At 61.1% G+C, this 16,404-nt stretch carries 18 protein-coding genes; 8 read left to right on the forward strand and 10 right to left on the reverse strand.

Annotation, left to right across the window (positions count from 1 at the left end; all coding sequences use genetic code 11):
* Positions 1-12 precede the first annotated feature (12 nt).
* Genes BM026_RS05650 through pdeM form a run of 6 tightly spaced genes read left to right on the forward strand, consistent with a single transcriptional unit; the run spans position 13 to position 6,541 of the window.
* Positions 13-741 carry an ABC transporter permease gene (locus BM026_RS05650; protein ID WP_071488823.1) on the forward strand — a complete coding sequence of 243 codons (729 nt, stop codon included), beginning with the start codon at positions 13-15 and terminating at the stop codon, positions 739-741.
* Positions 738-1,448 carry an ABC transporter permease gene (locus tag BM026_RS05655; protein ID WP_071488822.1) on the forward strand — a complete coding sequence of 237 codons (711 nt, stop codon included), beginning with the start codon at positions 738-740 and terminating at the stop codon, positions 1,446-1,448. Before BM026_RS05650 ends, BM026_RS05655 begins: the two co-directional genes overlap by 4 nt.
* Before the next feature lie 9 nt (positions 1,449-1,457).
* A complete protein-coding gene (locus BM026_RS05660; protein ID WP_071488821.1) occupies positions 1,458-2,576 on the forward strand; it encodes a succinylglutamate desuccinylase/aspartoacylase family protein in 1,119 nt (372 codons plus the stop codon).
* A gap of 13 nt (positions 2,577-2,589) precedes the next feature.
* Positions 2,590-3,354: an ABC transporter ATP-binding protein gene (locus BM026_RS05665; protein ID WP_092241191.1), complete on the forward strand. Its 765-nt coding sequence runs from the start codon at positions 2,590-2,592 to the stop codon at positions 3,352-3,354.
* Positions 3,355-3,410: 56 nt separating this feature from the next.
* Complete coding sequence (locus tag BM026_RS05670) at positions 3,411-5,891, forward strand: ligase-associated DNA damage response DEXH box helicase (protein WP_093527660.1); 2,481 nt, start codon at positions 3,411-3,413, stop codon at positions 5,889-5,891.
* The gene (gene pdeM, locus BM026_RS05675; protein WP_093527662.1) at positions 5,891-6,541 is read left to right on the forward strand and encodes a ligase-associated DNA damage response endonuclease PdeM; all 651 of its coding nucleotides are present in this window, start codon (positions 5,891-5,893) and stop codon (positions 6,539-6,541) included. Before BM026_RS05670 ends, pdeM begins: the two co-directional genes overlap by 1 nt.
* A gap of 3 nt (positions 6,542-6,544) precedes the next feature.
* Here pdeM and BM026_RS05680 read toward each other — a convergent pair whose 3' ends face one another.
* Both BM026_RS05680 and dcd read right to left on the reverse strand, forming a co-directional pair.
* Positions 6,545-6,742, reverse strand: coding sequence for a hypothetical protein (locus tag BM026_RS05680; protein ID WP_058425267.1), 198 nt, complete (start codon positions 6,740-6,742; stop codon positions 6,545-6,547).
* Between the two features lie 108 nt (positions 6,743-6,850).
* The gene (dcd, locus tag BM026_RS05685; protein WP_071488817.1) at positions 6,851-7,417 is read right to left on the reverse strand and encodes a dCTP deaminase; all 567 of its coding nucleotides are present in this window, start codon (positions 7,415-7,417) and stop codon (positions 6,851-6,853) included.
* Positions 7,418-7,806: 389 nt separating this feature from the next.
* On the opposite strand from dcd, the gene BM026_RS05690 reads away from it, so the two are divergent.
* Positions 7,807-8,016, forward strand: coding sequence for a cold-shock protein (locus tag BM026_RS05690; RefSeq protein ID WP_002554837.1), 210 nt, complete (start codon positions 7,807-7,809; stop codon positions 8,014-8,016).
* Between the two features lie 212 nt (positions 8,017-8,228).
* Here the strand turns inward: BM026_RS05690 and rpoS are convergent, their stop codons facing one another.
* From rpoS to BM026_RS05730, 8 genes are all read right to left on the reverse strand, one after another.
* Positions 8,229-9,233: an RNA polymerase sigma factor RpoS gene (gene rpoS, locus BM026_RS05695; RefSeq protein WP_025855149.1), complete on the reverse strand. Its 1,005-nt coding sequence runs from the start codon at positions 9,231-9,233 to the stop codon at positions 8,229-8,231.
* 106 nt (positions 9,234-9,339) lie between these two features.
* Complete coding sequence (locus tag BM026_RS05700; RefSeq protein WP_071488816.1) at positions 9,340-10,176, reverse strand: peptidoglycan DD-metalloendopeptidase family protein; 837 nt, start codon at positions 10,174-10,176, stop codon at positions 9,340-9,342.
* Positions 10,177-10,385: 209 nt separating this feature from the next.
* Complete coding sequence (locus BM026_RS05705) at positions 10,386-11,021, reverse strand: protein-L-isoaspartate(D-aspartate) O-methyltransferase (RefSeq protein ID WP_170856035.1); 636 nt, start codon at positions 11,019-11,021, stop codon at positions 10,386-10,388.
* 41 nt (positions 11,022-11,062) lie between these two features.
* Positions 11,063-11,812 carry a 5'/3'-nucleotidase SurE gene (gene surE / locus BM026_RS05710; protein ID WP_071488814.1) on the reverse strand — a complete coding sequence of 250 codons (750 nt, stop codon included), beginning with the start codon at positions 11,810-11,812 and terminating at the stop codon, positions 11,063-11,065.
* Entirely contained in the window at positions 11,800-12,858 is a 1,059-nt protein-coding gene (gene truD, locus BM026_RS05715; protein WP_093119316.1) for a tRNA pseudouridine(13) synthase TruD, read from the reverse strand. The genes surE and truD overlap by 13 nt, the downstream gene beginning before the upstream one ends.
* Positions 12,855-13,328, reverse strand: coding sequence for a 2-C-methyl-D-erythritol 2,4-cyclodiphosphate synthase (gene ispF / locus BM026_RS05720; RefSeq protein WP_012722614.1), 474 nt, complete (start codon positions 13,326-13,328; stop codon positions 12,855-12,857). Before ispF ends, truD begins: the two co-directional genes overlap by 4 nt.
* A 54-nt stretch (positions 13,329-13,382) precedes the next feature.
* On the reverse strand, positions 13,383-14,228 hold the full coding sequence (fghA, locus tag BM026_RS05725) for an S-formylglutathione hydrolase (protein WP_071488812.1): 846 nt from the start codon (positions 14,226-14,228) through the stop codon (positions 13,383-13,385).
* Positions 14,229-14,236: 8 nt separating this feature from the next.
* Positions 14,237-15,349 (reverse strand): S-(hydroxymethyl)glutathione dehydrogenase/class III alcohol dehydrogenase, encoded by a 1,113-nt coding sequence (locus BM026_RS05730; RefSeq protein WP_071488811.1) that lies wholly within the window; start codon positions 15,347-15,349, stop codon positions 14,237-14,239.
* A 110-nt stretch (positions 15,350-15,459) separates the two neighbouring features.
* On the opposite strand from BM026_RS05730, the gene BM026_RS05735 reads away from it, so the two are divergent.
* Positions 15,460-16,356: a LysR substrate-binding domain-containing protein gene (locus BM026_RS05735; RefSeq protein WP_093527664.1), complete on the forward strand. Its 897-nt coding sequence runs from the start codon at positions 15,460-15,462 to the stop codon at positions 16,354-16,356.
* Positions 16,357-16,404: the final 48 nt, after the last annotated feature.

The raw sequence follows: 16,404 nt of genomic DNA on the forward strand, positions 1-16,404 counted from the left end.
AGGTCCTGATTTATGTTCGAAGAACTGTTGCAAACCCTCGGGTTGAGCGCGCTCAGCCTGAAGGGTTTCGGCCCGCTGTTGCTGCAAGGCACCTGGATGACCATCAAGTTGTCGGTGCTGTCCCTGGCCGTCAGCGTGGTGCTGGGCCTGCTCGGCGCCAGCGCCAAACTTTCCAGCCTGCCCTTCCTGCGCATCCCCGCCCAGCTCTACACCACCCTGATTCGCGGCGTGCCCGACCTGGTGCTGATGCTGCTGATTTTCTACAGCCTGCAAACCTGGCTTACCGGCCTGACCGACTTCATGGAATGGGAATACATCGAGATCGACCCGTTCAGCGCCGGGGTGATCACCCTGGGCTTTATCTACGGGGCGTATTTCACCGAGACTTTTCGCGGCGCGATCCTCGCGGTGCCCCGTGGCCAGCTGGAAGCCGCTACCGCCTATGGGCTCAAGCGCGGGCAGCGGTTTCGCTACGTGACCTTCCCGCAAATGATGCGCTTTGCCCTGCCGGGTATCGGCAATAACTGGATGGTGATGCTCAAGGCCACGGCCCTGGTGTCGATCATCGGCCTGGCCGACCTGGTCAAGGCCGCCCAGGATGCCGGCAAGAGCACCTACCAACTGTTCTACTTCCTGGTCCTCGCCGCGTTGATCTACCTGTTGATCACCAGCGCGTCCAACTTCGTCTTGCGCCGCCTTGAACGTCGCTACTCCGCTGGCGCCCGGGAGGCCGTGCGATGATCGAACTCTTGCAGGAATACTGGCGCCCCTTCCTTTATAGCGACGGCCAGCACATCACCGGCCTGGCCATGACGATGTGGTTGCTCAGCGCCGCCCTGGTCATCGGCTTCCTGGTGTCAATCCCGCTGTCCATTGCCCGCGTGTCGCGCAAGCGCCTGATTCGCTGGCCGGTGCAGTTCTATACCTACCTGTTCCGGGGCACGCCGCTCTATATCCAGTTGCTGATCTGCTACACCGGCATCTACAGCCTCGCCGCCGTGCGCGAACAACCGTTGCTGGATGCGTTCTTTCGCGACGCGATGAACTGCACCATCCTGGCCTTCGCCCTCAACACCTGCGCCTACACCACGGAGATTTTCGCCGGGGCGATCCGCAGCATGGCCCATGGCGAAGTCGAGGCGGCCAAAGCCTACGGCCTCAGCGGCTGGAAGCTCTATGCCTACGTGATCATGCCGTCGGCGTTGCGTCGCTCGCTGCCCTACTACAGTAATGAAGTGATTTTGATGCTGCACTCGACCACGGTGGCCTTCACCGCGACGATTCCAGACATCCTCAAAGTGGCGCGGGATGCCAACTCGGCCACCTTCATGACCTTTCAATCATTCGGTATCGCTGCGCTGATCTACCTGACCGTGACCTTTGCCCTGGTCGGTCTGTTTCGTCTGGCGGAGCGCCGTTGGCTGGCCTTTCTCGGGCCGAGCCATTAAGGAGCGTTCATGCGGCATCAGATTCATGAGTTGATCGCGCCGGTGCCCGGCACGGCGCGGCAGATTCACAGTTTTCACTTCGGCCCGGAGCAGGCCGAGGGCAAGATTTACATCCAGTCGTCGCTGCATGCCGATGAACTGCCGGGCATGCTGGTGGCCTGGCACCTCAAGGTGCAGTTGGCGAAATTGGCCGCCGCCGGTCGCCTGCGCAGTGAAATCGTGCTGGTGCCCATCGCCAACCCGGTCGGCCTGGAACAGGTGTTGATGGACATCCCGCTGGGCCGCTACGAACTGGAAAGCGGGCAGAACTTCAATCGCCGGTTTGTCGACCTCGGTGAAGCGGTGGGTGACCAGGTCGAGGAGTTACTCGGGGATGATCCCCGGCACAACGTCGAACGGATCCGCAGCGCGCTGTCCACCGCCCTCGCAGAGCAAAGCGCCGACACCCAACTGCAGTCCCAGCGCCTGGTACTGCAACGCCTGGCCTGCGACGCCGATATGGTGCTGGACCTGCATTGCGACTTCGAAGCCGTGGCACACCTGTACACCACGCCCGAGGCCTGGCCGCAGGTGGAACCCTTGGCGCGCTATATCGGCTCGGAGGCGAATCTGCTCGCCACCGACTCCGGCGGGCAATCCTTCGACGAGTGCTTCACCCTGGTGTGGTGGCAGTTGCAGCAACGCTTCGGCGAGCGCTTCCCGATCCCCATGGGCAGCTTTTCGGTGACCGTCGAGCTGCGCGGGCAAGGCGACGTCAACCATGGCCTGGCGGCGCTCGACTGCCAGGCGATCATCGATTACCTGATTCACTTCGGCGCCATTGCCGGCGATGTCGCACCGCTGCCGGACCTGCCCTACCCCGCCACGCCACTGGCCGGCGTTGAACCGGTGGCGACGCCGGTGGGCGGCCTGCTGGTGTTCAGCGCCCTGCCCGGTGAATACCTGGAAGCCGGGCAACTGATCGCCGAAATCATCGACCCCATTACCGACCGCGTAACGCCCGTGCACTGCCAGAAGGCCGGCCTGCTTTACGCCCGTTCGCTGCGCCGCATGGCCACTGCCGGGATGGTCATCGGCCATGTCGCAGGCTTAGAGGCCTACCGCAGCGGCTACCTACTTTCGCCTTGAGGATGCACGCCCCATGTACAAATTGACCGTTGAAGGCCTGCATAAAAGCTATGGCGACAATGAGGTGCTCAAAGGTGTGTCGCTCAAGGCCAGGACCGGTGACGTGATCAGCCTGATCGGCGCCAGTGGCTCGGGCAAGAGCACTTTTTTGCGCTGCATCAACTTCCTGGAAACCCCCAACGACGGCGCGATGACCCTCGACGGCCAGCCGATCCGCATGGTCAGCGACCGCCAGGGCATGCGCGTGGCCGATGACGCCGAATTGCAGCGCCTGCGTACACGCCTGGCCATGGTGTTCCAGCACTTCAACCTGTGGAGCCACATGAGCGTGCTGGAAAACATCACCATGGCTCCGCGCCGGGTGCTGGGTTGCAGCAAGAAGGACGCCGAAGACCGTGCCCGTCGCTACCTCGACAAGGTCGGCCTGCCGGCACGCGTGGCCGATCAATACCCGGCGTTCCTGTCCGGCGGCCAGCAGCAACGCGTCGCCATCGCCCGCGCCCTGGCGATGGAGCCGGAGGTGATGCTGTTCGACGAGCCCACCTCGGCCCTCGACCCGGAGCTGGTGGGCGAAGTGTTGAAGGTGATCCAGGGCCTGGCCGAGGAAGGTCGCACCATGATCATGGTGACCCACGAGATGAGTTTTGCGCGCAAGGTGTCGAGCCAGGTGCTGTTCCTGCACAAGGGCCTGGTGGAAGAGCAAGGCGCGCCGGAGGATGTGCTGGGCAATCCGAAGAGCGAGCGTTTACAGCAGTTCCTGAGTGGCAATTTGAAGTAAACCTTTGCGCGCTCTGGAAGGTCTGTGGAATAGACCTTCCAGAGTTCCGCCGCCCCATGGCAAAACCCATCGACTTCGCCAACCAGTGGTTTGCCGCCAAAGGCTGGAAGCCGTTCGCTTTTCAGAAAGAGGTGTGGGCGGCGGTCAAGGGCGGCCAGTCGGGGTTGCTGCATGCCAGCACCGGCGCCGGCAAGACCTACGCGCTGTGGTTTGCGGCGCTCAATCGCTTTGCCATCACTCGCCCGCCTGTTGTGGGTAAACGTAAACCACCCGCTGAACCGCTGACGGTGCTGTGGATCACGCCCATGCGTGCCTTGGCGGCCGACACCGCCCGCGCCCTCGAAGCACCGCTTGCAGCCTTGCAGATTCCCTGGAGCATCGGCCTGCGCACCGGCGACACCAGCAGCAGCGAGCGCGCTCGCCAGACCCGTCGCCAGCCGACCGCGCTGGTGACCACCCCGGAAAGCCTGACCCTGATGCTGGCCCGCGCCGACAGCCAGGTGAGCCTGGCGCACCTGCGCATGGTGATCGTGGATGAATGGCATGAATTGATCGGCAACAAGCGCGGCGTGCAGTTGCAATTGGCACTGGCGCGGCTGCGGCGCTGGCATCCGGAACTGATAGTGTGGGGCATTTCGGCGACCTTGGGTAACCAATCCCATGCCTTGGAGGTGTTAGTCCCGCAAGGCGACGGGATCAATGTACAGGGGCAAACGGCCAAAGAGTTAAAGGTCGACACCTTGCTGCCGCCGGTCGCCGAGCGCTTTCCCTGGGCCGGGCACATCGGCTTGAAGATGTTGCCCCAGGTAGTGGCCGAGGTCGAAAGCAGCAGCAGTTGCCTGGTGTTTACCAATACCCGGGCCCAGTCGGAAATCTGGTACCAGGCGTTACTGGACGCCCGGCCCGACTGGGCTGGAGTGATTGCCTTGCACCATGGCTCGCTGTCTCGGGAAACCCGCGACTGGGTGGAACGGGCGTTGAAGGATGGCCAGCTCAAGGCCGTGGTGTGCACCTCCAGCCTGGACCTGGGGGTGGACTTCCTACCGGTGGAACGGGTGCTGCAGATCGGCTCGGCCAAAGGCGTCGCACGCCTGATGCAACGCGCCGGGCGCTCGGGGCACGCGCCGGGGCGGCCCTCGCGGGTGACGCTGGTGCCGACCCACAGCCTGGAACTGGTGGAAGCGGCGGCGGCCCAGGATGCGATTGCCCAGCGGCGCATCGAAGCGCGGGAATCGCCGCACAAACCGTTGGATGTACTCGTACAACATTTGGTGAGCATGGCGCTGGGCGGTGGCTTCACGCCAGATGCGCTGCTGGCGGAAGTGCGCGGGGCCTGGGCGTACCGTGACCTCACGGACGCAGACTGGGCATGGGCCCTGGGGTTTGTGCGCCATGGCGGCCTGTCGCTGACGGCCTATCCGGATTACCGTCGCGTGGAGCCGGACGAACAGGGCGTCTGGCGTGTCCCCGATGCCCGTCTGGCGCGCCGTCACCGCATGAGCGTGGGCACCATCGTCAGTGACGCGAGCATCCATTTGAAATACTGGAGCAAGGGCGGGGGCGGCAAGAACCTGGGCAGTGTCGAAGAAGGTTTTATTGCGCGGCTCAAGCCCGGGGATGGTTTCCTGTTCGCCGGGCGTCTGCTGGAACTGGTGCGCGTGGAAAACATGACCGCCTACGTGCGCCGCAGCACCGCCAAAAAAGCCGCCGTGCCGCGCTGGAATGGCGGGCGCATGCCACTTTCCAACGAGCTGGCCGAGGCGGTGGTGGAGCGCTTTGATGCGGCGGCGCACGGGCATTTCAAGGGGCCGGAAATGCAAGCGGTGCAACCGTTGTTACAGACGCAGTTGCGTTGGTCGGGCCTGCCGACACGCGAGCATCTGCTGGCCGAAGCGCTGAAATCGCGGGAAGGCTGGCACCTGTTTCTTTATCCGTTCGCCGGGCGCCAGGTGCACCTGGGGCTGGCGAGTCTGTTGGCGTGGCGGGTGAGCCAGGGGCAGGCGGTGACGTTTTCGATTGCCGTGAATGACTACGGGCTGGAGTTGCTGAGCGCCACGCCTGTGGATTGGCCGGTGTTGTTGAATGACGCGCAGCTGAGTCCTGAGAACCTGCTGGAAGACGTGGCCGCCAGCCTGAATGCCGGGGAGCTGGCCCTGCGCCGCTTTCGCGAAATCGCACGCATCGCCGGGCTGGTGTTCGCCGGCTACCCCGGTGCGCCGAAAAGTACGCGGCAGGTGCAGGCGTCCAGCGGTCTGTTCTTCGAGGTGTTCAAACAGTACGACCCGCAGAACCTGTTGCTGACTCAGGCTGGGGAAGAAGTCCTGCGCGATGAGTTGGATATTCGTCGGCTGGAAGTGACGTTGCGTCATCTGTCGGCGTTGAAGCTGGACCTGCACCGGATCGAACGGCCGACTCCCCTGGCCTTTCCGCTGCTGGTCGAGCGGATGCGCGAAAGCATGAGTTCGGAAAAACTCTCGGAGCGTATTGCAAGGATGGTCAAGGACCTGGAAAAAGTCGCGGATAACGGGAAGCGCTGATGGTCTGTTCGATAACGCTCGAGGGTGAGCAATTGTGGTTGCTGGCAGACAAGGCGATCTACTGGCCTGCGCGCGGGTGCCTGTTGATTGCCGATGCGCACTTTGGCAAGGCCTCGGCGTACCGCAGCCTGGGGCAGCCCGTGCCGCAAGGAACCACCACTGCCAATCTGGAGCGGCTGGACCGGCTGCTCGCTTCGCATGGGTGCGCGCAGGTGATCTTTCTTGGCGACTTCCTGCATGGTCCCGGCTCTCACGCCAGCGGCACCCTGGGCGCCTTGCGGGCCTGGCGCGAGCGCCATCCCGCGCTGGCCCTGACGCTGGTGCGCGGCAATCACGATAAACGCGCCGGTGACCCACCGCTGGACCTGAGGATTGAAGTGGTTCCGGAACCACTGCTGATGGGCCCCTTTGCCTTGCAGCACGAACCTGACGCCCACCCCAGCCACCACGTGCTGGCGGGGCATGTGCATCCGGTGTACCGCTTGCGCGGCAAGGGCCGGCAAAGCCTACGGTTGCCCTGCTTTCAGATCGGGACGCGGGTAAGCTTGTTGCCGGCGTTCGGTGCGTTTACCGGTGGCTTTGCGGTGGAACAGGCCGATGACCACCGACTCTATGTGGTCGGTGATCAGGAGGTGTGGCCAGTGGGCTAGGTATCAGGCGACAGGTGCGGGTGGTGGCTCGTCCGGCAGGGTCGGCTCACCGGGTTCGGTGGGTTGTGGGTAGTCCGGCTCGGGTTGGCCGGGGATGCCGCCCCCGTATGCGGGGTCGGCCATCAGGGACCAGGCCAGAACACCAATCTGGTTGGGTTCAAGCCGGGCAAGTTCTGCGCTGATTCGCGGGTCGAGCTTCATAAAGTACTCCTCAAGCGTGGCCCGGCACGTTTTACACGCGCCGAGGCAGTACACCTAGATAGAGTCACTTTCTGCAGACTAATTCCCTTAGCATGTAAGACCTTTCGATCAAGCTCGTGGGAGGGTGACGCCGCGCTGGCCCTGGTACTTGCCGGCACGGTCTTTGTAGGACACTTCACAGGCCTCGTCGGACTGCAGGAACAGCATCTGCGCCACACCTTCGTTGGCGTAGATCTTCGCCGGCAAGGTGGTGGTGTTGGAGAACTCGAGGGTTACGTGGCCTTCCCACTCCGGCTCAAGCGGCGTCACGTTGACGATGATGCCGCAGCGCGCGTAGGTGCTTTTACCCAGGCAGATGGTCAGCACGTCACGCGGGATACGGAAGAACTCCACGGTGCGCGCCAGGGCGAAGGAGTTGGGCGGGATGATGCACACGTCGCTCTTGATGTCGACGAAGCTCTTTTCGTCGAAGTTCTTCGGATCGACGATCGCCGAGTTGATATTGGTGAACACCTTGAACTCATCGGCGCAGCGCACATCGTAGCCGTAGCTGGAAACACCGTAGGAAATCACCGGGGCATCGCCTTGGCCACGGATCTGGCGCTCGACGAACGGTTCGATCATGCCGTGCTCTTGCGCCATGCGGCGAATCCACTTGTCCGATTTGATGCTCATGGCGGGTGTCCTGAATAGCGAGGTGGAAAAATTCTGTGGGGCATCTTACCGGGGCCGGCGTTGGGGTTCAAAGGCCACGCGGCTTTTCTTGATGAACGCGCCTGCTGCTATGAGCCGCAGCCAGCGGGGCCGGGACCCGCATTGACGTGCAGGGTGACCGGAAATACCACCGCCAGTCACGAAAATGGAGAAACCTTCGGAAATACCATTGGCACGTTCCGGAAAAAGGGTTAAGGTGGCGCCACTGTGCTGCTTGTGTCACTGAGAATCTCTACACGATATGTTGAATTTCGATCCAACCATCTCCAAGAATTTTTCCTGCTCTTTGCACTCAGTCTCGGCCAGGGCTTTTCCTGAGTCGCAGTTAACTTTGTCCAAGGAGATACACCATGTCTAATCGCCAAACTGGTACCGTTAAGTGGTTCAACGATGAAAAAGGCTTCGGCTTCATCACTCCACAATCCGGTGACGACCTGTTCGTTCACTTCAAAGCTATCCAATCCGACGGCTTCAAAAGCCTGAAAGAAGGCCAACAGGTTTCTTTCATCGCTACCCGCGGTCAGAAAGGCATGCAAGCTGAAGAAGTTCAAGTTATCTAACTTGTACTGACTCAGTCAAAAAGACCCCGCCCTTAAAAGCGGGGTTTTTTTATGCCTGGGATTTGACCCTATGCCCCCTATAAGACTCTGCATAAAACCAATGTGGGAGGGGGCTTGCCCCCGATTGCGGTGTGTCAGTCAATAAAGATTTGACTGAGTCACCGCTATCGGGGGCAAGCCCCCTCCCACATTCAAGCGTTAAAGCTGGGTCGTTACTGAAACAACGACTCACTCGACAAGCCATTCTTCTCCAGGATCTCGCGCAAGCGCTTGAGCCCTTCTACCTGGATCTGCCGTACCCGCTCACGGGTCAGGCCGATCTCCAGGCCTACGTCTTCCAGGGTGCTGCTCTCATGGCCACGCAGGCCGAAGCGGCGAATCACCACCTCGCGCTGTTTGTCCGTGAGCTCCGACAACCACTGGTCAATGCTTTGGGACAGATCATCGTCCTGCAACAGCTCGCAAGGATCCGTAGGACGATCATCGGTCAGGGTGTCCAGCAGGGTTTTATCCGAATCCGGACCCAGCGAGACGTCGACCGAAGACACACGCTCGTTGAGGCCCAGCATGCGCTTGACCTCCCCTACCGGTTTTTCCAGCAGGTTGGCGATTTCTTCGGGCGAAGGTTCATGATCGAGTTTTTGAGTAAGCTCACGCGCTGCCCGCAGGTAGACGTTGAGCTCCTTGACCACATGGATCGGCAACCGGATCGTGCGGGTCTGATTCATGATCGCCCGTTCGATGGTTTGGCGAATCCACCAGGTGGCATAGGTCGAAAAGCGGAAACCCCGCTCAGGGTCGAACTTCTCCACCGCCCGGATCAGACCCAGGTTGCCTTCCTCGATCAGGTCCAACAGGGACAGCCCACGATTGACATAGCGTCGGGCGATTTTCACCACCAGGCGCAGGTTGCTTTCAATCATGCGCTTGCGCCCAGCCGGATCGCCCTTTTGCGACAAGCGCGCAAAATGGACTTCTTCTTCGGGGGTCAGCAGAGGGGAAAAGCCGATTTCATTGAGATACAGCTGGGTCGCATCGAGCGCCCGTGTGTAGTCGATGTACTTGTGTTGCTTTAACGCGGTGGAGTTCTTGGATTTGGTGCGAACTGAAGGTACAGCAGGTCCCTCATTCGACATCGATTCCGTAGCGATACCGGTCTCCATCAGGAGAACCTCATCGTCGATGTCAAACTCCGGCGCTTCTTTACTGAGAGCCATTGTTATAGTCCTTTGGTGAGTTCGACCTCAAGCTCAAGCGGCGCCTTTATCCTTGGCAACGCTGGAGCCTGTTCCTTCTACGTGAGGGAACAGGCTGTGCAACATATCAACGACGGGGTAGGAATTGCAGTGGATCTACAGGCTTCCCTTGACGGCGAATCTCAAAGTGCAGTTTCACCCGGTCTGTACCAGTTGACCCCATTTCGGCAATTGTCTGTCCGACTTTGACCTGCTGCCCCTCCCGAACCAACAGCCTGCGGTTGTGACCGTAAGCACTGACGTAGGTATCGCTGTGTTTGATGATGACCAGCTCGCCGTAGCCCCGTAAACCACTCCCGGCGTACACCACTGTCCCATCAGACGCAGCTAAAACAGGCTGTCCCAAATCTCCGGCGATATCAATGCCTTTATTCAAACTACCGTTTGAAGAGAATTTTCCAATCAGCACTCCGTTTGAGGGCCATCCCCAACCGGTCGGTGCAGGCCCGGCAGGTGGCAACGGCGCGGGTGCCGGCTTGCTTGCAGGAGCGGGCGCGGCGGTGCCTGCAGGCCGGGTAATGATGGTGGTTTTGCTGGAGGACGACGGCGAAGATCCGGTGTTTGTCACAACTGTCGTAGGCGCAGAACCGGTGCGGCCGTCGAAACGAATCGTCTGACCGGGATGTATCGTGTAGGGCACGGGAATATTGTTACGGGCTGCGAGCGCCTTGTAGTCCCAGCCATACCGGAAGGCAATCGAGAACAATGTGTCGCCTTTGCGCACCACGTATTGCCCGGTGGTCACCGTCGGCTTTTGCGGGACGGCATTGTTACGGTCAACCACCCGTGCGCCGCTGCTTGGCGAGCTGGAGCAGCCGACCAGCACGGAACTGAAGACGAGGCCAAGCACCAGTCGATGAAAGCTTGTTTTACTCATACGCTGCGCAAGACCTGTGAGACTCACCCGCCGCTCCCTTTGTGGTGGCTGAACATGAATGCCTGTATCAGGCTTGAAATATGACGCAAGTATAACTGGGCATTGGAGTTTTACCGGCACACGACGGAAACGAAACATTCATCGCGTTTAATTCCGACTCCCGATCATGTTGACTCGATGGACCCCGCCGTAAGACACATCCCCGCCAACAGAATTCACTGCCCGCGAACAAATGATCAGGCCAGTGGCCCATTGAGCAACGGCACAAAACGCACGGCCCCCAGCACATGTCGGGAAAAGCCTTCGTCCTCACGGATAATGAGCATCAATTGTTGCACTTCGCCGGAGCCCACCGGGATCACCAGGCGTCCGCCTGGGGCCAGTTGATCGAGCAACGCTTGCGGGATATCGGTAGCCACAGCGGTGACGATGATGCCGTTGTACGGCGCCAGCGCCGGCCAGCCTTCCCAGCCGTCACCCCAGCGGAATACCACGTTGCGCAGGTTCAACTCCACCAGACGCTCCTTGGCCCGGTCTTGCAGCACCTTGATGCGCTCGACCGAGAACACCCGCTCCACCAGTTGCGCCAGCACGGCGGTCTGGTAGCCGGAGCCGGTGCCGATTTCCAGCACCTTGTCCAACGGCCCCGCCGCCAGCAGCAGTTCGCTCATGCGCGCCACCATGTACGGTTGGGAGATGGTCTGGTTATGGCCGATGGGCAACGCTGTGTCTTCGTAGGCTCGGTGAGCCAGGGCTTCATCGACAAACAGATGGCGAGGCGTACGCCGGATCACTTCAAGCACCTGAGCGTTGGACAACCCTTCTTCGTACAGGCGCTGGATCAGGCGTTCGCGGGTACGCTGGGACGTCATCCCGATGCCGCGACGCAGCAAGTCGTCTTGTTCACGGCCCATCAGCGCAGCCCCTCCAGCCAGCCATCGAGACCACTGAAGGCATCACTGAAGGTGCGATCAAATTGCAATGGGGTAATCGACACATAGCCTTGCATCACCGCATGAAAGTCCGTGCCTTCACCGCCATCTTCGGCATCACCCGCTGCGGCAATCCAATAGCCTTCCTTGCCACGCGGGTCGACCACCTTCAACGGCGCCGCCGCACGGGCACGATGGCCCAGGCGCGTCAGCTTGATACCGCGAATATGATCAAGGGGCAGGTTGGGAATATTGACGTTGAGCACCGTACGGGGTGGCAGATCCAGAGAGCCATGGGCCTCCACCAGCTTGCGCGCGAAATGCGCAGCGGTTGCCAGGTTATCCAGTTGCCGCGAGGCAAACGAAAAGGCGAACCCAGTACGACCCAGGAAGCGCCCCTCAAGGGCCGCCGCCACGGTCCCGGAATACAGCACATCATCCCCCAGGTTTGCACCCAGGTTGATGCCCGACACCACCAGGTCCGGCGCCTGCTCCAGCAGACTGTTGATTGCCAGGTGGACGCAGTCGGTAGGCGTGCCGTTCACACTGATAAAGCCATTGGCCAGGACTTGCGGGTGCAGCGGACGGTCGAGCGTCAACGAACTGCTGGCGCCACTCTTGTCCTGGTCGGGGGCAACCACCACGCACTCGGCATAATCCTGCAGCGCAGCATAAAGCGCGGCAAGACCGGGTGCGGTGGCACCGTCATCGTTTGATATCAGAATACGCATGGGTTGTCCGTCTGCCCCACCGGCACCAGATCAACAAGCTCGCGCACCAACACAGTGGCGAAGCATCCGGCCGGCAGGACGAATTCCAATTGCAGAATGTCCAGCGAGGGATAATGCCACGTCAAACCGCCAATGGGCAGTCGAAGAATGCGACGTTCCTGGCTCATGCCGGCATTCACCAGCCAATCTCGCAGGTCGGCTTCACCAGCGGCAACCGCCTGTTCCAGCTCGAAGGTTGCACCACTGGCCGGCGAGTCGCCCTCGCCCCACTGCGGCCCGGTCGGGTGCAGGTCCAGGATTGCCAGGCGCGGGTCACTGCATTCCGCTTCGCCAGCCGGGAAAAAACTGCGGCTGTCGGTAAACGCCAGCAGGTCGCCGACCTGGGCTCGTTGCCACGAGCCATCGGCCACACGTGCCGCCAGCACTTTGTTGAACAAAAAGCTGCGGGCGGTGGACAACAACCGCGAACGCACATTGCGCTGCTCCGGCAAGGCTTTGCGGGCGGCCCACTCGCGAGCGTCCATGACATTGCCGCCGTTATGGCCAAAACGCTGGGCACCGAAATAGTTGGGAATGCCGTGTTGGGCAATCTGTTGCAACCGCGCATCGATGGCTGCGGTATCACCGGCCAACTGCGTCAGACGCAAAGTGAACCCATTGGCCGAATGCGCACCGCGCTGCAGCTTGCGCTTGTGGCGAGCGGTCTTGAGAACCTTGAGCGTGTCGTTCTCTGCCGCGCTCATGTCCGGGTCGGCCTTGCCCGGCAGTTGCACGCTGAACCATTGGCGAGTCAACGCCTGGCGATCCTTGAGCCCGGCATAGCTGACGGTGCGTAACGGCACGCCGGCCGCCCTGGCGATACGCCGCGCGGCTTCCTCGGTGTTGAGGCCGCGCTTTTCCACCCACAACCACAGGTGTTCGCCTTCGCCGGTCAGCGGAATGTCCAGCACCTCGTCAACCTGGAAGTCTTCGGCCGTCGCCTTCAGTACCGCGCTGCCCAAGGCCTCGCCATAGGCCCGAGGGCCCAGCAGTTGCAGGTCATTCATGCGCGCAGCAACAAGGCAACGGAGTGCACGGCAATGCCCTCTTCACGGCCGGTGAACCCGAGCTTTTCGGTGGTGGTGGCTTTCACGTTGACTTGATCCAGTTCAATTTGCAGGTCGGCGGCAATCAGCGCGCGCATCGACTCGATATGCGGGGCCATCTTCGGCGCCTGGGCCACGATGGTGTTGTCGACGTTGCCGACTTTCCAGCCCTTGGCATGGATCAGGCCGACCACATGGCGCAGTAAGACTCGGCTGTCCGCGCCCTTGAACGTCGGGTCGGTGTCCGGAAAGTGCTTGCCGATATCACCCAACGCCGCCGCGCCGAGCAAGGCATCGCTCAAGGCATGCAACACGACGTCGCCGTCGGAATGAGCCAGCAAACCATGGTGGTGCGCAATGCGCACGCCGCCCAGGGTGATGAAATCGCCTTCGGCGAAACGGTGCACATCGTAGCCGTGGCCAATACGCATAAAAAAACGCCCCGATTTAATTCAGGGCGTGATTCTACCTACTTTTGCCTCACATTAACCGAGCAAAGCACGGCCATGGTGTCGTAAATGGTCTTCGATGAAGCTGGCGATAAAGAAGTAGCTGTGGTCATAGCCCGGTTGCAGGCGCAGTTCCAGCGGGTGGTTGGCCGCCTTGGCTGCCTGCTGCAGGGCTTCGGGCTTGAGTTGCACGGCGAGGAAGTCGTCGCGGTCGCCCTGGTCAACCAGCAGTGGCAGCTTTTCCGTAGCTTCGCTGATCAGCACACAGGTGTCCCACTCGCGCCATTTTGAACGCTCTTCGCCCAAGTAGCGGGAGAACGCTTTCTGGCCCCACGGGCAATCCATCGGGTTGTTGATCGGCGAAAACGCCGACACCGACAGGTAGCGCCCGGGGTTGCGCAAGGCACAGACCAGCGCACCGTGGCCACCCATGGAGTGGCCGCTGATGCCACGTTTATCCGAGGCAGGGAAATGCCCTTCGATCAACGCCGGCAATTCTTGCACGACGTAGTCATACATCCGGTAGTGCTTGGCCCAGGGTTCCTGGGTGGCATTCAGATAAAAGCCGGCACCGAGACCGAAATCCCAAGCGTTATCCGGGTCGTCCGGCACACCCGGACCTCGCGGGCTGGTGTCCGGCGCCACGATGATCAACCCCAGCTCGGCAGCCATGCGCTGCGCGCCCGCCTTCTGCATGAAGTTCTCATCGGTGCAAGTGAGACCGGACAGCCAGTACAGCACCGGCAACTTGCCGCCCTGCTCCGCTTGCGGCGGCAGGTAGACAGCGAAGGTCATGTCACAACCAAGCACATCGGAATGATGCTTGTAGCGTTTATGCCAGCCGCCGAAACTCTTCTGGCACGACAGGTTTTCCAGACTCATGGCGAACCTCAGAAGTGGATGACGGTACGAATGCTCTTGCCTTCATGCATCAGGTCAAACGCTTTGTTGATGTCTTCCAGGCCCATGGTGTGGGTGATGAAGGTGTCCAGCGGGATCTCGCCGGTCTGGGCCATTTCTACGTAGCTTGGCAGTTCTGAGCGACCACGCACGCCACCGAAGGCCGAACCGCGCCAGACGCGACCGGTCACCAACTGGAATGGACGGGTGGCGATTTCCTGGCCGGCACCGGCCACGCCGATGATCACCGACTCGCCCCAGCCTTTGTGGCAGCACTCGAGGGCGGCGCGCATCAGTTGCACGTTGCCGATACATTCGAAGGAGAAGTCCACGCCGCCGTCGGTGAGGTCGACGATCACGTCCTGGATCGGACGATCGTAGTCTTTCGGGTTGATGCAGTCGGTGGCGCCCAGTTGCTTGGCGATTTCAAACTTGGCCGGGTTGATATCGATGGCGATGATGCGACCCGCCTTGGCCTTGACCGCACCGATCACTGCCGACAGGCCGATACCGCCAAGGCCGAAGATGGCCACGGTATCGCCTGGCTTGACCTTGGCGGTGTTGATTACCGCGCCGATGCCCGTGGTGACGCCGCAACCGAGCAGGCAGACTTTTTCCAGGGGCGCCTCTTTAGGAATCCTGGCCACGGAGATTTCCGGCAGCACGGTGTACTCGGAGAACGTCGAAGTGCCCATGTAGTGGAAAATCGGTTGGCCTTTGTAGGAGAAACGCGTGGTGCCGTCCGGCATCAGACCCTTGCCCTGGGTGGAACGGATGGCCTGGCACAGGTTGGTCTTGCCCGACAGGCAGAACTTGCACTTGCCACATTCCGGGGTGTACAGCGGGATCACATGATCGCCCACGGCCACCGACGTCACGCCTTCGCCGATCGCTTCAACCACCGCGCCGCCTTCATGGCCGAGGATCGACGGGAAGATGCCTTCCGGGTCGGCGCCCGACAGGGTATAGGCGTCGGTGTGGCACACGCCGGACGCGACCACGCGCAACAGCACTTCACCCGCCTTGGGCATGGCGACATCCACTTCGACGATTTCAAGGGGCTTCTTGGCTTCGAAGGCTACGGCGGCGCGGGACTTGATCATCCAGGTTTCTCCAGGAGGTTAAAAAACTGAGTGTGTGAGTGTAAAACATGCCTGACTGATGAATAATCCAGGCAAAAGCAAAACTTTATTGCTGTACAGGGATAATTGACGTGCTTGAAAACCGCTGGGAAGGTATCGACGAATTTGTCGCGGTGGCCGAATGCGGCCAATTCACAGCGGCGGCGGAACGGCTGGGGGTGTCGTCTTCCCATATCAGCCGGCAGGTGGCGCGTCTGGAAGAACGCCTGCAAACCCGCTTGCTATATCGCAGTACGCGCAAAGTGACGTTGACCGAAGCAGGCCAGACGTTCCTGCAACACTGCCAACGCCTGCAGGACGGGCGTGAAGAAGCCCTGCGCGCCGTAGGTGACCTCACCAGCGAGCCCAAGGGCATGTTGCGCATGACCTGCGCGGTGGCGTATGGCGAGCGCTTTATCGTGCCACTGGTCACCCGGTTCATGGGGCTGTATCCGCAGTTGCGGGTGGATATCGAGCTGAGCAACCGCCAGTTGGACCTGGTGCACGAAGGCCTCGACCTGGCGATCCGCCTGGGGCGTTTGCAGGATTCGCGCATGGTCGCCAGCCGACTGGCGCCGAGGCGCATGTACCTGTGTGCGTCGCCGTCCTACCTCGCTCGGTATGGTCGGCCACATAGCTTGTCGGAATTGAGCCGGCATAACTGCCTCATCGGCAGCTCGGATATCTGGCAACTGGCCCAGGAGGGCCGGGAATTTTCCCAGCGCGTGCAGGGAAATTGGCGCTGCAACAGCGGGCAAGCGGTGCTGGATGCGGCGCTACAGGGCGTCGGGTTGTGCCAGTTGCCGGACTATTACGTACTGGAGCATTTGCACAGTGGCGCGCTGGTGTCGCTGCTGGAGGCGCATCAACCGCCGAATACGGCAGTGTGGGCGCTGTATCCACAGCAGAGGCATTTGTCGCCGAAGGTCAGGAAGTTGGTGGATTTCTTGAAGGAGGGGCTGGCTGAAAGGCCGGAGTACAGCAGTTGACTGTTGGTGGTTTGGACGGGCCTCATCCGGGGCAAGCCCCCTCCCACA

Origin of the sequence: Pseudomonas sp. NFPP24 (assembly GCF_900112095.1) — a bacterium.
In the GTDB taxonomy this organism is placed as follows: Bacteria; Pseudomonadota; Gammaproteobacteria; order Pseudomonadales; family Pseudomonadaceae; genus Aquipseudomonas; species Aquipseudomonas extremorientalis.

Bases quoted from the DNA above. Each gene is read 5' to 3' on its own strand.
- ispF (WP_012722614.1), bottom strand. From the start codon at position 13,328: ATGCGTATTGGCCACGGCTACGATGTGCACCGTTTCGCCGAAGGCGAT.
- BM026_RS05655 (WP_071488822.1), top strand. From the start codon at position 738: ATGATCGAACTCTTGCAGGAATACTGGCGCCCCTTCCTTTATAGCGAC.
- surE (WP_071488814.1), bottom strand. From the start codon at position 11,812: ATGCGTATTCTGATATCAAACGATGACGGTGCCACCGCACCCGGTCTT.
- BM026_RS05730 (WP_071488811.1), bottom strand. From the start codon at position 15,349: ATGATCAAGTCCCGCGCCGCCGTAGCCTTCGAAGCCAAGAAGCCCCTT.
- BM026_RS05705 (WP_170856035.1), bottom strand. From the start codon at position 11,021: ATGACGTCCCAGCGTACCCGCGAACGCCTGATCCAGCGCCTGTACGAA.
- BM026_RS05670 (WP_093527660.1), top strand. From the start codon at position 3,411: ATGGCAAAACCCATCGACTTCGCCAACCAGTGGTTTGCCGCCAAAGGC.
- pdeM (WP_093527662.1), top strand. From the start codon at position 5,891: ATGGTCTGTTCGATAACGCTCGAGGGTGAGCAATTGTGGTTGCTGGCA.
- BM026_RS05665 (WP_092241191.1), top strand. From the start codon at position 2,590: ATGTACAAATTGACCGTTGAAGGCCTGCATAAAAGCTATGGCGACAAT.
- dcd (WP_071488817.1), bottom strand. From the start codon at position 7,417: ATGAGCATCAAATCGGACAAGTGGATTCGCCGCATGGCGCAAGAGCAC.
- BM026_RS05660 (WP_071488821.1), top strand. From the start codon at position 1,458: ATGCGGCATCAGATTCATGAGTTGATCGCGCCGGTGCCCGGCACGGCG.
- BM026_RS05690 (WP_002554837.1), top strand. From the start codon at position 7,807: ATGTCTAATCGCCAAACTGGTACCGTTAAGTGGTTCAACGATGAAAAA.
- fghA (WP_071488812.1), bottom strand. From the start codon at position 14,228: ATGAGTCTGGAAAACCTGTCGTGCCAGAAGAGTTTCGGCGGCTGGCAT.
- BM026_RS05650 (WP_071488823.1), top strand. From the start codon at position 13: ATGTTCGAAGAACTGTTGCAAACCCTCGGGTTGAGCGCGCTCAGCCTG.
- BM026_RS05680 (WP_058425267.1), bottom strand. From the start codon at position 6,742: ATGAAGCTCGACCCGCGAATCAGCGCAGAACTTGCCCGGCTTGAACCC.
- rpoS (WP_025855149.1), bottom strand. From the start codon at position 9,233: ATGGCTCTCAGTAAAGAAGCGCCGGAGTTTGACATCGACGATGAGGTT.
- truD (WP_093119316.1), bottom strand. From the start codon at position 12,858: ATGAATGACCTGCAACTGCTGGGCCCTCGGGCCTATGGCGAGGCCTTG.